A 14067-nucleotide genomic window follows, 5' to 3' on the forward strand; every position below is an offset into this window, starting at 1 on the left:
CTAAAGAGGGCAAGCGATGAGCGGCAACTGGTTCAAGACCACGCTATTGATGGCGGCGATCGTCGCGCTGCTCGGCGTCATCGGCGCGATGATAGGCGGCAAGGGCGGGATGCTGATCGCGCTGCTGTTCGGCGGCGCGATGAACGTCTGGGCGTACTGGAACTCGGACAAGATGGTGTTGCGCATGTACAACGCGCAGCAGGTCGACGCGTCGACCGCGCCCGAACTCTACAACATGGTCGCCGAACTCGCGCAGCGCGCCGGCTTGCCGATGCCGCGCGTCTACGTGATCCACGAAGACCAGCCTAACGCGTTCGCCACCGGCCGCAACCCCGAGAACGCCGCCGTCGCGGCGACCACTGGCATCATGCGCCTGCTCGACTACCGCGAACTCAGAGGCGTGATGGCACACGAACTCGCGCACGTGAAGCATCGCGACACCTTGATCTCGACCATCTCGGCGACGATGGCCGGCGCGATCTCGGCGCTCGCCAACTTCGCGGTGTTCTTCGGCGGGCGCGACGAGGACGGCCACCCGGTCAACCCGATCGCCGGCATCCTGGTCGCCATCCTCGCGCCCTTGGCCGCCAGCCTGATCCAGATGGCGATCTCGCGCGCGCGCGAATTCGAGGCCGACCGCGGCGGCGCCGAGATCTCGGGCGACCCGCTGGCGCTCGCCAACGCGCTGTACAAGATCGAACGCTACGCGCAGGGCCTGCCGATGTACGCGGCCGAGGCGCACCCGGAAACGGCGCAGATGATGATCATCAACCCGCTGTCCGGCGGCGGCGTGTCCGGCCTGTTCCGCACCCACCCGCACACCGAGGAGCGCATCGCGCGCCTGCAGGCGATCGCCGCCGGCCACGGCTGACGCGCCCCTCGGCCAACCTTTAGATACCAGCCACGGCAGAGACGCCGTGGCTGGTATCGTTTTAGAAGAAACCCATGTCCAGCATCCAGACCCTCGCCGCCCACGTCCTCGCTCGCATCGACGAAGGCCGCACCCTGACCGACGCGCTCGCCGAAATCTGGCAGCGCCACCCCGACCTGCCGCCCGGCAACCGCGCCGCGCTGCAGGACCTCGCCTATGGCAGCGTGCGCCGTCTGGCCGAGCTGCGCTTCATCCTGCGCCAGCTGGTGCCGCGCGCGCTGCCGGAGCCGGCGCTCGAGCGCCTGTTGACCGTCGCGATCTACCAGCTCGCCTACACGCGTACCGCCCCGTATGCGGTGGTCGACCAGGCGGTGACCGAGGCGAGCAAGTTCGCCGGCGGCCGCTTCAAGGGTCTGGCCAACGGCACGCTGCGCAACTTCCAGCGCCAGCAGCAGGAGCTCTTGACGCGCGCGTCGCGCGACCTCGAGGCCGGCACCAACCACCCGCGCTGGTGGGTCGACAAGCTCAAACAGGCGTTCCCGAAGCAGTGGCTGGCGATCGTAGAGGCCGACAACGGCCATCCGCCGATGACCCTGCGCGTCAACCGCCGCCACGCCGACGCCGACGCCTATCTGGCGACCTTGGCCGAGGCCGGGCTGGACGCCGAGAAGCTGTCCGACGGCGCGGTCCGGCTGGCCCGTCCGGTGCCGGTGCGCGACCTGCCCGGCTTCGCCGACGGCGTCGTGTCGGTGCAGGACTTCGGCGCGCAAGCTGCGGCGATCCGGCTCGACGTGAAGGAAGGCCAGCGCGTGCTCGACGCGTGCGCGGCACCCGGCGGCAAGACCGGCCACATCCTCGAGCTGGCCGACGTCGACCTGACCGCGCTCGACGTCGACGCCGCGCGATTGAAACGCGTCGAGGAAAACCTCGACCGCTTGCGACTCTCGGCCACGCTGAAAGCCGCCGACGCGGCACAGCCCAATACCTGGTGGGATGGCGTGCCGTTCGACCGCATCCTCGCCGACGTGCCGTGCTCGGCATCGGGCGTCGTGCGCCGCCACCCGGACATCAAGTGGCTGCGCCGTCCGGGCGACTTTGCCGGGCTCGCGCGCCAGCAGGCGGCGATGCTCGACGCGCTGTGGCCCTGCCTCGCCAGCGGCGGCAAAATGCTTTACGCTACCTGCTCGATTTTTCCCGAAGAAAACCGCCAGCAGCTGGCCGCCTTCCTGACGCGTCATCCCGACGCGACCCATCTGGGCGACGAAGCGCTGATCCCGTGCGAGCGCCATGACGGCTTTTACTACGCGCTGCTTGAGAAACGTTAGCCTGGTGCTGGGGCTGTGGTTCGCCATCGCCCTTACCGCCTTTGCCGACAACATCACCGCCGGCCGCGCCGAAGCCGAGATCGTCGACGGACAGCTCTCGCTCAATACCCGCTTCCAGACCCGGCTGCCGCCTACGCTTGCCGACGCGCTGTCGCAGGGGGTGCCGCTGACCTTCCGGCTCGACTTCGAGCTGACACGGCCGCGCACCGAGGCGTACAAGCTCGACGTCTCGAACTGGTTCGAGCCGCACGCGTCGCTGACCTTCAAGCTCTCCTACCAGTCGCTGACCAACCGCTACCGCGTCACCATCGGCACGCTGCCGCGCTTCTATAGCAGCCTCGCCGAGGCGCTGTCGGCCATCGGCAGCATCCGCGGCTGGCGCGTGCTCGAACCGGGCACGCTGTCCGGCGTCGAGGCGGGCGACGTGAAGGCGCGCGCGCGGCTGGAACTCGACATCACCGAACTGCCCAAGCCGTTCCAGTTCAACGCCTTCGGCTCGTCCGACTGGGCGCTGTCGTCGGGCTGGGTCGGCATCGGCGTCAAAGAGGCCAGCTGATGCGCTATCTGGCGATCGCCGGCGCCACGCTCGCCGCCATCCTGCTCTACCTGTTGGCGGTCGCCACCGGCAACACGTCGAAGTTGGCCGAGTACTACTGGTGGGTGTTCGGCCTCAACGTGCTGCTCTTCCTGTCGCTCGCCGGCGTGCTCGGCCGCCAGCTGTTCCGCCTGCGCAAACGGCTGAAGAACCGCATCTTCGGCGCCAAGCTCACACAGAAGCTGATGGCGATGTTCGCCGTCGTCGCGCTAGTGCCCGGCGTGCTCGTGTTCACCATCTCGGCGCAGTTCCTCACGCACAGCATCGAGAGCTGGTTCGACGTCAGGGTCGAATCGGCGCTCGACAGGGGGCTCGGGCTCGGGCGCAACGCGCTCGAGTACGTGCTCGACGACGTCGCGCGCAAGAGCCGCGTCGTGCTCGCCGACATCGACGGCAGCCCCGACTCGCTGTTGCCCGCCCGGCTCGAGCAGCTGCGCGAGCAGTTCGGCCTGAGACAGGCAGCCATCTTCACCCGGACCGGCCAGCTCGTCGCGTTCGCGGTGTCGCCCGACACCGCCGCGACGCCGATGCCGCCTTCGTTCGACACCTTGCGCCGGCTGGGGAGCCGCGTACCGCTGAAGAGCATCGAGAACAGCGGCGACGAACTGGTGCTCAAGGTGCTCTTGCCCTACCGCACGCCGAACGAGGAGTCGCGCGTGCTGGCACTGGAACAGCCGGCGCCGACGGCGATCGCGCGCGACGCCGAGATGATCGAGGCGGCGCGCGCCGACTACCGCCAGTTGCTGCTGTCCCGCGACGGCCTGAAGACCTTCTACATGCTGACGCTGCTGTTGGCGCTGCTGTTGGCACTGACCGCCGCGCTCGCCTTTGCGCTGTTTCTGTCCGAGCGCTTGTCGGCGCCGCTGTCGGAGCTGGCGGCCGGCACCCGCGCGGTCGCGCAGGGCGACTTCTCGCGCCGCCACCCGGTCTACCGGCGCGACGAGCTCGGCGTGCTGACGACGATGTTCAACCGGATGACGCAGCAGCTCGAGGACACGCGCCACCTCGCCGAGGAAAACCGCCAGGAACTGGAAGCGGCCAAACTCTACCTGGAAGGCGTGCTCGCCAACCTGACCGCCGGCGTGATGGCCTTCGACGCCGACTGGCACCTCAGGGCCGCCAACCACAGCGCGGCGCGCATCCTCGGTGCCGACTTCGAAGCGCTGGCGGACGAACCCTTCCCGTCCTGGCGCGACAAGCACGCGGCGCTCTCGCCTCTGGTCGACACCCTGCTCGAACACGCCGGCGGCAACGGCAGCCCGGACTGGCAGCAGCAGATCGACTTCGCCGCGCAGAACGGCACGCGCATGCTGGTGCTGCGCGGCGCGCGCCTGCCCGAGGCATCGGGCAGCGGCTACGTGATGGTGTTCGACGACATCACCCAGCTGGCGCGCGCGCAGCGCGACGCGGCGTGGGGCGAAGTCGCCAAGCGCCTCGCGCACGAGATCCGCAACCCGCTGACGCCGATCCAGCTGTCGGCCGAGCGCCTGGCGATGAAGCTGGCCGACAAGCTCGAAGGCCCGGATGCCGATATGCTGCGTCGCTCGACCGACACCATCGTCAAGCAGGTCGCTGCATTGAAAGGCATGGTCGACGCCTTCCGCGACTACGCGCGCGCGCCGCGCACGCAGCTGGCGCCGCTGAACCTCGACCAGGTGCTGCGCGAAGTGCTGACGCTGTATGAAACCAACCCGGCTGTGAAGGCCGAGTTTTCCGGAGAAAGCCTGTCGATCATGGGAGATGCCGCGCTGTTGCGGCAGGTTCTGCACAACCTGATCCAGAACGCGCAGGACGCGGTCCTTGACGCTGGCATCCCGATGATTCAAATTAGCAGCCGACTCGAAGGGAGGAACGCCGTCGTCAGCGTCGAAGACAACGGACCAGGCTTCAACCCCGACATCCTGCCCCGCGCATTCGAGCCCTACGTCACCAGCAAGTCCAAGGGGACGGGACTGGGGCTCGCGGTGGTGAAAAAAATCGTCGAGGAACACAAAGGCCAGGTCGCGCTCGTCAACGTCGAGCCGCACGGCGCGCGTATCCTCCTCACCCTGCCATTGCTGGAGGCCTAATGCGTAGCAGTGACATCTTGATCGTTGACGACGAAATCGGCATTCGTGAGCTGTTGTCGGAGATCCTGCAAGACGAAGGATATACGGTGGCGCTGGCGGAAAATGCCGAGGTCGCCCGTCAACTGCGCAACCAGACGCGCCCGGCGCTCGTCCTCTTGGACATCTGGATGCCCGACTGCGACGGTGTCACGCTGCTCAAGGAATGGGCGAAGTCCGGCCTGCTGAACATGCCGGTGGTGATGATGTCCGGCCACGCCAGCATCGACACCGCCGTCGAGGCGACGCGCATCGGCGCGTTCGACTTCCTCGAAAAGCCGATCGCCTTGCAAAAACTGCTGTCCACCGTACAGCGCGCGCTCAAGTACGGCGACATGCAGGCCAACACCTCGCTGTCGCTCGACAAGCTCGGCAAGAGCGAACCGATCCAGGAACTGAAGCGCCAGCTCGAAAGAGTCGTCAAGGTGAAGTCGCCGGTGCTGTTGACCGGCGAGTCGGGTTCGGGCTTCGAGCTCGTCGCGCGCTTCTTCCACCACGGCAACACGCCGTGGGTGACGCCGGCCAAGCTCGAGCAGCTGGCCGACGCGCCGCTCGAACTCTTGCAGAAGGCGAACAACGGCGTGCTCTACCTGCCCGAGATCGGCCAGTACAACCGCCGCATCCAGCAGGGCCTGTTGTTCCTCCTGTCCAAGCTCGACCGCTTCAACGTGCGCCTGGTGTGCTCGTGCAGCCGTCCGCTGCAGGAATTGCTGGTCGACCCGGAGTGCGACAACCGGCTGTTGACCGCGCTGTCGAGCGTGATCGTGCCGATCCCGCCGCTGAAGGAACACGCCGAGGACATCATCTTCGTCGCCGAGCAGATCCTCACCGAACTGGTCGAATCGAAGCAGGTGCCGACGCACCGGCTGACCACCGCCGCGCTGAACGCACTGCGCCAGTACGACTGGCCGGGCAACCTGGAGCAGCTGAAGAGCATCATCAAGAGCCTCGCGCTGACCGCCGACGCCGACGACATCGACGCGCCCGAGGTCAACAAGGTGCTCGCGCAGTTCCGCCACGAAAAACCGGTCGAAGAGACCGGCTTCGACTTCAACATGCCGCTGCGCGAACTGCGCGAACAGCTCGAACGCCGCTACTTCGAGTACCATATCACGCTGGAAAACGGCAATATGAGCCGGGTGGCGCAGAAGGTCGGCCTCGAGCGCACCCACTTGTACCGCAAGCTCAAGCAGCTCGGGATCAAGTTCGCCCGCAAGACCGCCGAAGAATCATAGCGCCGGGCCGCGAGCCCACGCACTGAAGAACGGGGCCGCTCAAGCGGCCCCTTTGCATGTGACCCGCCATGACCGAATTGAACGATACCACCCTGCTCCGCTACAGCCGTCACATCCTGCTGCCCGAGATCGACATCGCCGGGCAGGAACGCCTGCTCGCGTCGCGCGCGCTGATCATCGGCGCCGGCGGCCTCGGCTCGCCGGTCGCGCTTTATCTGGCGAGCGCCGGCGTCGGCCATCTGACCATCGTCGACGATGACGTGGTCGAATTGACCAATCTGCAGCGCCAGATCGCGCACGACACCGCGAGCCTCGGCCACGGCAAGGCCGAGTCGGCGGCCAAGCGCATGCGGGCGATGAATCCGGACATCGCCGTCACGCCGGTCGCCGAACGCCTCGAAGGCGCAAGGTTGACCGAGCTCGTCGCAGCGCACGACCTGGTGCTCGACTGCTCGGACAACTTCGCGACGCGCCACGCGGTGAACAAGGCGGCAGTATTCGCGCGCGTGCCGCTGGTTTCGGGAGCGGCGGTGCGCTTCTCGGGGCAGCTGGCGGTGTTCGACGCGCGCGATCCTGCGTCGCCGTGCTACCACTGCCTGTTCCCCGAGGAAGGCGAGGCGACCGACGGGCCGTGCGCGACCTTCGGCGTCTTGTCGCCCTTGGTCGGCGTGATCGGCAGCCTGCAGGCGGTCGAGGCGGTGAAACTCTTGTCGGGGCTGAAACCGGCGCTCGGCAGGCTGACGCTGTACGACGCGCTGACCGGCGACTTCCGCGCCATGAAGGTACCGCGCGACCCGGGCTGCCCGGTGTGCGGCGCTCACTAGCTCGGCCAACCTTCAGCCCCCGCACCAACGAAAACCCCCGCTCTCGAGCGGGGGTTTTGCTATGCAGCGGAAACGTTGGCCGAGCGCTAGGCCTTGATCGCTTTCTCGATCAGGCCGTTCAGCTCGGTGAAATCGGGCACGCCGACGAAGCGCTTGATCACGTTGCCGTCCTTGCCGATCAGGATCGAGGTCGGCGTCAGCTGCACGTCGCCGAAGGCCTTGGCGATCGAACCCTGGCTGTCGAGCACGACGAAGAACGGCAGCTGCTTGTCGCTGACGTAGGCGTGCACGTAGTTCGGCGGGTCATAGCTCATCGCCACCGCGACCGTCTCATAGCCCTGAGGCGCGTAGCGCTCGTGCGTCTTCTTCAGCTCTGGCATTTCCTGGATGCAGCCCGGACAGCTGGTCGCCCAGAAGTTCACCAGCACCACCTTGCCCTTCAGGCTGTCGGTGCTCGCGGTCTTGCCTTCGATCGACGTGTACGCGACCTGCGGCGCGCCCGCCTTGTCGAACCACAGCGTATAGCCGGCCAGCGCCAGCACCACCAGGCCCACAACGATCAATATGCCCTTTTTCATCTTGCCTCTTTCCTGCTCATTCAGTCTGCGTCTTGGTCCCGCATCGCCTCGAGAAGTTCCTTGAGCCGCCCGTCGAGCTCGACCGCGCGGCCGAGTTTTCCGTCGAACACGACGAAGGTGACGTCGGCCTCGGCGACCACCGTGCCGGTGCCGGCCAGCATCACGCGCTGGTGGATCACCGCGCTGCGGCGGCCGATGCTCTTCACGCCGCTCGACACCGCCAGTTCCTCGTTCATCAGCGCCGGCCGGCGGTAATCGATATTGATGTTGACCACCACCAGCGCGAGGCCGGACGACAGGAACCACGGCAGGTCGCCGTGCTCCTCGAAGAAGGTCCAGCGCGCCTCCTCGAGAAACTCGAGATAGCGCGCATTATTCACGTGACCGTAAAGATCGAGATGATAGCCCCTTACCTTGATAGACGTCAGATGCGGCATGTTATTCCTCGTAACGGTGGTGTTATCCGCCGCGCGGTTCACCCATGTCGAGCGGGATGAATGGCTCCCGCTCGAGCGCGGCGTCGACCAGGTCGGTCAGCACCGAATGGATCTCCACCTCGAACCATTCGGTGAAAAGCGGCTGCGTCAGCGGCGCCGGCCACAGCGCCTCGTCGTCGCACCAGTCGGCGAGCTCGGCGGCGAACAGCGCGCGGTAGTGCACACGCACGAAGTCCTCGGCGCTCGCGTAGTCGTCGGCGGCCGGAATCAGGAGCGCGTTGCAGTCGCCCCTCAGTTCGTCCAGCGAGGGCAGGCCGTCGACGTCGCCGGGCAGCGACTCGAGCCAGTCGATAAACGGCGCCTTCGGGCGCAACAGCGCGACACTGCGGTTGACTTCGTACATGGGAAATCCTTACTGGCCCGAGAGCCGGTTGTCGGTGGTAAACGTCCACCTGCGGGTGATTTCTAGCGAGCCGAAGCGCTCGGCGAGCGCCGGCGGAAAAGGCGCGAACGGCGCGGCGAGCTTGACGATGTTCCTGGCCGCCTCGTCGAGCACCGGCTGGCCGGAGCCGCGGCGGACGCGCACCGAGCGCAGGCTGCCGTCGGCGTTGATCAGCACGGTCAGCAGCGGCCCGCCGGTCAGTTGCTGGCGGCGCGCCTCTTCCGGATAATTCAGGTAACCGACGCGCTCGACCTTCAGCCGCCAGTCTTCGATATAGCGCGCCCAGTCGACGCCTTTCGCCGACACCCCGTACACCGCTTTGACCCTGCCGCCAGCCTGAGGCGTCTCTTCACCCGCCTCGGCCGCGCCACCGACGCCGCGCGCGAGCAAGCGCGCCTGCGCCAGGAGACCGTAGCGGTCGCCCGACAGCGCGGGCGAGGAAGGCCCTTCGTCAGGGGAGGGAAGCGCCGGCCGATGCGCTCTTGGCGGCGGGCTCTTCGTCTCGCCGCCCTCGCCTGGCGGCGGGGCCGGGTTCCGGGCCGGTCTTGCAGGCTCGGCCACCGGCGCGGGCGTCTTGCGCCGCGGCGCTTCGCGCGGGCTTTCGGACCTGGCCGGCGGGGCTTCTGCCGGTTTTTCGGCCGGCGGCGCGACGGGCATTGAAGCCGCCCGCGGCGCGAGCAGGGTCACGGACAGCGTCTGGGCGGCCGGCGGCATGGGTACGCGCAGCCACGGCAGATTCGTCACCAGCAGCAGGGCAAGGTGGACCAGCGCCGACACGACGACAGCACCGGCGAGAACGGTCTGCGACAGCGGGGGCGGCGTTCGGTGAAGGGGGAGGCTCATGGGCGAAGAAAAGCCAAGCGTTGTCGGCCAGTGTAGCACGCGCCGATTACGCTTGACCCTGTGCGGACGGGCCCGCTGCGACGATCAGGATTCGAGCAGGCTGCGCAGCATCCACGCGGCTTTTTCATGCACCTGCAGGCGCTGGGTCAGGAGGTCGGCCGAGGGCTCGTCGTGGCTCCGCTCGACCAGCTCGAACAGCGAACGCGCGGTGCGGCACACGGTTTCGTGGCCTTCGATCAGTTGGGCGACCATCTCGTCAGCGGCCGGCACGCCGTCTGCCTCCGTGATCGCGGTCAGCTTGGCGAACTGGCCGTAGGTGCCCGGCGCCGGGTGGCCGAGGGTGCGGATGCGCTCGGCGATCAGGTCGACCGCCAGCCACAGCTCGTTGTACTGCTCTTCGAACATCAGGTGCAGCGTGCGGAACTGCGGGCCGGTGACGTTCCAGTGGAACTGATGCGTCTTCAGGTACAAGGTGTAGGTGTCGGCCAACAGGCGCGACAGGCCCTGGGCGATCTCTGCTCGGTCTTGCGTGGAAATGCCGATATCCATGCCTGATCTCCTTGAATGGCGGCAGACGACGCTGCCACAATGCGCGCGAACGAATCCAACGAACTGCACTCACCGATGAAACCCTGGTACCGCCGCGCCGCCGACCACGTCGAACTCGCGCTTTACGTGCAGCCCGGCGCGAAGAAAACCGAATGGGCCGGCGAATATGACGGCTCGCTCAAATTGAGGCTAGCGGCCCCGCCGGTGGAGGGCAAGGCCAACGCGGCGCTCGTCGCCTGGCTCGCCGACGCGCTCGGTGCGTCTTCTCGCCGGCGACAAGAGCCGGCACAAGCGGCTCGCGCTCGACACCGACCTCGACTACCCCGAGCTGGCAAGGCGCCTGGGGCTCCCGTCTTCCTGAAGCCGCCCCGGCGCTAATGACGATCAGTGCAGGCGGCGACCCGGATCGGCCGGATCGTCGACGCGGCGGAATTCGCCGTCGATCACGTCGTCGGGGCCTGCCGCCGGCGGCCGGTTCGGCATGCGCACGCTCGGCCCCTTCAGCGGCAACAGCAGCAGCAGCGCGATCAGGTCGCTGATCGGGCCGGGGATGATCAGCAACACGCCGGCGAGCAGCGTGCGCACCGGCCACAGCAGGCTGTAGAGCGAGACTTCGCCGCCGCTGCGCAGGAGCGCGCCGGCGGAAAGCAGCATCGCCAGCTTCTGGTTGCGCAACAGCACGAAGCCCAAGAGCGCGCTTGCGATCAGCCACAGCAGAACCGGCCCGCCGCCGAACTTGTCGGTCAGCATGATCAGCGAAACGATCTCCGCCAGGGGATAAAGAAGAATCAGCCACAAGAGACCGCGCATGATGAAGGAGCTTCCCGATGAATGAATGGATCGTATTGTGTAACGCGCCCGACGAGGCCACCGCAAGCCGCCTCGCCGAGACGCTGGTCGGCGAGCGCCTCGCCGCCTGCGTGAACCTGTTGGCGCCGTGCCGCTCGGTCTACCGCTGGCAAGGCCGCGTCGAAACCGCAAGCGAAGTCCCGATGCTGATCAAGACCACCGCCGAACGCTACCCGGCGCTCGAAGCGAGGTTGGCCGAGCTGCACCCGTACGAGGTGCCGGAAATCGTCGCGCTGCCGCTTTCGGCCGGCTTGCCGGCTTATCTAGCATGGCTCGCCGACAGCATCGCCTGAAAGCCGCGGCGCGAAAGATGAAAATGGGGACGAAACGCGCCTTCCTCAAGTCCCTTTTAAAACAGAAGTTTACGGATTATCGGCGGCAATCGCGTCGAAACCTGCCGAAAAAGGATTGACAGCCCCGGGGGCTGTCTTTATAGTTGCGTTCTCTCGCGGGTCGTTAGCTCAGTTGGTAGAGCAGCGGACTTTTAATCCGTTTGTCGCAGGTTCGAGCCCCGCACGACCCACCACGAGAACCCCCAAGGGGGTCGTTAGCTCAGTTGGTAGAGCAGCGGACTTTTAATCCGTTTGTCGCAGGTTCGAGCCCCGCACGACCCACCAAGAGATTCAAGCAGAAGCCCGGTCAATCAGACCGGGCTTTTTGTCGTCTGACCGGAGCGCAACCCTTCCTTCCCCCGTCATCGGCGCGCCCTGCTCACGCCCCTGGCTCCCGCGTCGTTTCGCAACCACCCGCCCTCCCGCCTCCAGCAAAGCGACTTCGCCGGCCCGGGCCGAAGCCCCATGGAACCATGCAAATACGTGAAATATATACACTATTCACAATATAAAGTGTATTGGTATATACCATAAGAATTTTGAGTGTTAACATTTTTTAAATTGTTTACACATGACGTTTAAGCAACAGAAACGATTCAAGCCATTCCGCCGGGCCTTGCACGATAGAAAAGACATAACGATCAATCACTTAACATGAATTCGTTGATTTTAAATGGAGTGGCGGTCGCGCTTCTCTGCGCGGCGCTACCGGCTCATTCCGTTCCACTATGGAAACGAGCCGACTACGTCCAGGCCATTCGTTCGGCGCGCGACGGGGCTCCGGCCTCGGCACTTCGAATACTGGAGCCGCTCCATCGGGCGGGGACGCTGCAACAGCCGCTGGTCGACGATTATCTGACGCTGCTCGTCTGGGCCGGGCGGGACGACGAGGCCGTGGCGCTGGCCGAAGGCCGCTACCCTGCCTACATGCTCGGCCCCGGCGCGCTCAATATTCTTGCGCGCCATCAGCGCGACCGCGGCCATTACGAGGCGGCCGAATCGCTGTACCGGACCTCGCTACGGAAACAGGCGACCGCGTCCGCGAGCGCCGGGCTCGCGATGACGTTGGCCGAGGCCGGCAGGAAAAGCGAAGGGATGGCGGTTCTCGACGCGGCCACCGCGGCCGGTGCGGCGGATGCGCTCGCGCTGGACCGCGCACGAAGCTATCTGCTCGCGATGTCCGACGAGCACACGGCCGCCCTCACGGAAATGCAGGCCCTGCTCGCCAGGCATCCTGACGACCCCGAGCTGGCCAGGTCCTACGCTTCGCTGCTCGTGCGCATCGGCGCCCCCCACGAGGCGTACGCCTATCTGAAGCAGCGCGATATCGCGGCGCCGGCCCTCTACAACCGCATGCTGCTGGACAAGGCCGCCATCGAAACCCGCTGGGGCAAGAGCGAGACGCGGCTCGAGGTCGGCGAAAACCGGTTCCGGATGACCGATCTCGCGCTGGCCAGCAACGAACAGGCCGGGCTCGGCCTGCTGCCGGGCGACCTAGCGGCCAGGCGAACCGCCGTCGCGGACCGCCTGGTCGCACTCGAACAGCGCGCCCGCTATCGCGACGCCATCGCTCTTCATCGACAGCACGCCGACGACGCCCAGCCCCGTTACGCGCTGGCGGCGGCGGCTAGCGCCTATCTCGCCGAAGAGCAGCCGCTCGAAGCGATCCGCCTCTCAAGGCAGGCGATGGACGGCACGCCGCGCAGGGACGTCCCGATCGACTGGCGCATCACCCTCGTCTACGCGCATCTGGAAGCCGAGCAGCCCGACGAGGCGCGTGCCGAGCTCGAGTCGCTCGAGCAGGACGTGCAGCGCATCCGCTACGACGCGCCCAGCGGCCAGAACCGCTTCAACCCCGCTTATCAGCAGGTGAGGCTGCTTAGCGCGATGTTCGACGCCTACGTCGGCCGAACCCGCTCGGCGAGGGGCCGGCTCGACGCGCTGCTCGAAGACGCCCCCTTCAACGGCGAATTGCGTCAGGATGACGGCGAACTCGAGCTGATGCGCGGCCACCCGCGCGCGGCGGCGGACATCTTCGGGCGCCGGCTGGTCGACGATCCGCGCGCGGTCGAAGCCAAGCGCGGATTGGCGGCCGCCCATCTGGACAGCCACCGCTACGCGGACGTGCCTCTGCTCGTCGCCGACGTCGCCGCGCTCGCGCCGGAAAGCCCGTCGACGCGCAAGTTGCTTGAACGCTGGAAATGGAGCCGGCGCCCGCAGCTGGTCATCGATGCCGAACGCGAGCTATCCGGCAGCCGCGGCGAGGGAGACGACGGCGGCTGGGGCGTGGAGACCCGGCTTTACAGCGCGCCGATCGCGTCCCACTGGCGGGCTTTCGCCCGCTCCTACAGCTCGCGCGCCGACTTCGTCGGCGGCGGGCGCTCACGGCGCGACACGGTCGGCCTCGGCGCCGAATACCGAGGCCCCGCATGGTCGGCCGAGGGCGCGCTGACCGGCGGCCGGAACGGTGGCGGCGGCTTCGTCGCTGCGACCCGCAGCTTCGACGACCGGTTCAGCGCCGGCCTGCGCTACGAGCACGACAGCGACCAGGTCCCGATGCGGGCGCGTCGGGACGGTGTCGACGGCAACCGCCTCGCCGCCGAATTCGCCTACCGGGTCGACGACCATCGCCGTTTCGACGCCGCCGTTTCCGCGCTCGACCTCTCCGACGGAAACCTGCGCGAGCGCATCGGCGGCTCGTGGACGGAACGCTGGCTCGTCGGACCGAGCTATACGCTGGACACCGTCCTGTCGGTCGGCGCGAGCAGGAACCGCGGCGCGACCGGCGTGGGCTACTTCAACCCGCGCAAGGACGGCGAGGTCGGGCTGACCGTGCTGCAGGAGGGGCTGCTCTGGCGCCGCTACGACGCCAGCTTCCGGCACCGGCTCGGCCTCTACGCGGCCCACTACCGGCAGGAAGGCTACGGCGGAAAACCGGCTTCGGCCGCCTTCTACGAACAGGAATGGCGCTGGGCGTCGAGGGCGGGCCTGCGCTACGGCATCGCCCACACCGTTCATCCCTACGACGGCGACAGCGACGTGGCCAACCGCCTCTATTTCAACTTCGACTGGCGCTTCTGAG

Annotated in this window: 15 protein-coding genes and 2 tRNA genes; 11 read left to right on the forward strand and 6 right to left on the reverse strand. The window is 67.0% G+C overall.

Going from position 1 to position 14067, the window contains the following annotated elements:
• Positions 1-16 precede the first annotated feature (16 nt).
• The 6 genes from htpX to DWG20_RS03800 all read left to right on the forward strand — a co-directional run bounded on the left by htpX (position 17) and on the right by DWG20_RS03800 (position 6955).
• Entirely contained in the window at positions 17-871 is an 855-nt protein-coding gene (gene htpX, locus DWG20_RS03775) for a zinc metalloprotease HtpX (protein ID WP_115432550.1), read from the forward strand.
• A gap of 74 nt (positions 872-945) precedes the next feature.
• A complete protein-coding gene (gene rsmB, locus DWG20_RS03780) occupies positions 946-2196 on the forward strand; it encodes a 16S rRNA (cytosine(967)-C(5))-methyltransferase RsmB (protein ID WP_115432551.1) in 1251 nt (416 codons plus the stop codon).
• The gene (locus DWG20_RS03785; RefSeq protein WP_245944762.1) at positions 2183-2752 is read left to right on the forward strand and encodes a DUF4390 domain-containing protein; all 570 of its coding nucleotides are present in this window, start codon (positions 2183-2185) and stop codon (positions 2750-2752) included. Before rsmB ends, DWG20_RS03785 begins: the two co-directional genes overlap by 14 nt.
• Positions 2752-4860, forward strand: coding sequence for a sensor histidine kinase (locus tag DWG20_RS03790; protein ID WP_115432553.1), 2109 nt, complete (start codon positions 2752-2754; stop codon positions 4858-4860). The genes DWG20_RS03785 and DWG20_RS03790 overlap by 1 nt, the downstream gene beginning before the upstream one ends.
• Positions 4860-6131: a sigma-54-dependent transcriptional regulator gene (locus DWG20_RS03795; protein ID WP_115432554.1), complete on the forward strand. Its 1272-nt coding sequence runs from the start codon at positions 4860-4862 to the stop codon at positions 6129-6131. The genes DWG20_RS03790 and DWG20_RS03795 overlap by 1 nt, the downstream gene beginning before the upstream one ends.
• A gap of 68 nt (positions 6132-6199) precedes the next feature.
• Positions 6200-6955, forward strand: coding sequence for a HesA/MoeB/ThiF family protein (locus DWG20_RS03800; protein ID WP_115432555.1), 756 nt, complete (start codon positions 6200-6202; stop codon positions 6953-6955).
• An 86-nt stretch (positions 6956-7041) separates the two neighbouring features.
• On the opposite strand, the gene DWG20_RS03805 is transcribed toward DWG20_RS03800, so the two are convergent.
• From DWG20_RS03805 to DWG20_RS03825, 5 genes are all read right to left on the reverse strand, one after another.
• Positions 7042-7533 (reverse strand): TlpA family protein disulfide reductase, encoded by a 492-nt coding sequence (locus DWG20_RS03805; protein WP_115432556.1) that lies wholly within the window; start codon positions 7531-7533, stop codon positions 7042-7044.
• Positions 7534-7553: 20 nt separating this feature from the next.
• Positions 7554-7970, reverse strand: a complete 417-nt coding sequence (locus DWG20_RS03810; RefSeq protein ID WP_115432557.1) for an acyl-CoA thioesterase — start codon at positions 7968-7970, stop codon at positions 7554-7556.
• Positions 7971-7992: 22 nt separating this feature from the next.
• Positions 7993-8373, reverse strand: a complete 381-nt coding sequence (locus DWG20_RS03815; protein ID WP_115432558.1) for a VacJ — start codon at positions 8371-8373, stop codon at positions 7993-7995.
• A 9-nt stretch (positions 8374-8382) separates the two neighbouring features.
• Positions 8383-9255, reverse strand: coding sequence for an energy transducer TonB (locus DWG20_RS03820; protein WP_115432559.1), 873 nt, complete (start codon positions 9253-9255; stop codon positions 8383-8385).
• Positions 9256-9339: 84 nt separating this feature from the next.
• Positions 9340-9804: a Dps family protein gene (locus DWG20_RS03825; protein WP_115432560.1), complete on the reverse strand. Its 465-nt coding sequence runs from the start codon at positions 9802-9804 to the stop codon at positions 9340-9342.
• A gap of 39 nt (positions 9805-9843) precedes the next feature.
• Here DWG20_RS03825 and DWG20_RS03830 point away from each other — a divergent pair, with 39 nt between their 5' ends.
• Positions 9844-10182 carry a DUF167 domain-containing protein gene (locus DWG20_RS03830; RefSeq protein WP_245944763.1) on the forward strand — a complete coding sequence of 113 codons (339 nt, stop codon included), beginning with the start codon at positions 9844-9846 and terminating at the stop codon, positions 10180-10182.
• Positions 10183-10188: 6 nt separating this feature from the next.
• Here DWG20_RS03830 and DWG20_RS03835 read toward each other — a convergent pair whose 3' ends face one another.
• Positions 10189-10614, reverse strand: coding sequence for an FxsA family protein (locus DWG20_RS03835; RefSeq protein WP_115432561.1), 426 nt, complete (start codon positions 10612-10614; stop codon positions 10189-10191).
• 17 nt (positions 10615-10631) lie between these two features.
• On the opposite strand from DWG20_RS03835, the gene cutA reads away from it, so the two are divergent.
• From cutA to pgaA, 4 genes are all read left to right on the forward strand, one after another.
• Positions 10632-10946 (forward strand): divalent-cation tolerance protein CutA, encoded by a 315-nt coding sequence (gene cutA, locus DWG20_RS03840; protein ID WP_115432562.1) that lies wholly within the window; start codon positions 10632-10634, stop codon positions 10944-10946.
• Positions 10947-11103: 157 nt separating this feature from the next.
• Positions 11104-11179, forward strand: a tRNA-Lys gene (locus tag DWG20_RS03845).
• A gap of 15 nt (positions 11180-11194) precedes the next feature.
• A tRNA-Lys gene (locus tag DWG20_RS03850) sits at positions 11195-11270 on the forward strand.
• Positions 11271-11639: 369 nt separating this feature from the next.
• On the forward strand, positions 11640-14066 hold the full coding sequence (pgaA, locus tag DWG20_RS03855) for a poly-beta-1,6 N-acetyl-D-glucosamine export porin PgaA (RefSeq protein ID WP_115432563.1): 2427 nt from the start codon (positions 11640-11642) through the stop codon (positions 14064-14066).
• The last annotated feature ends 1 nt before the right edge of the window (position 14067 follow it).

It is taken from the genome of Crenobacter cavernae (genome assembly GCF_003355495.1).
Classification (GTDB): domain Bacteria; phylum Pseudomonadota; class Gammaproteobacteria; order Burkholderiales; family Chromobacteriaceae; genus Crenobacter; species Crenobacter cavernae.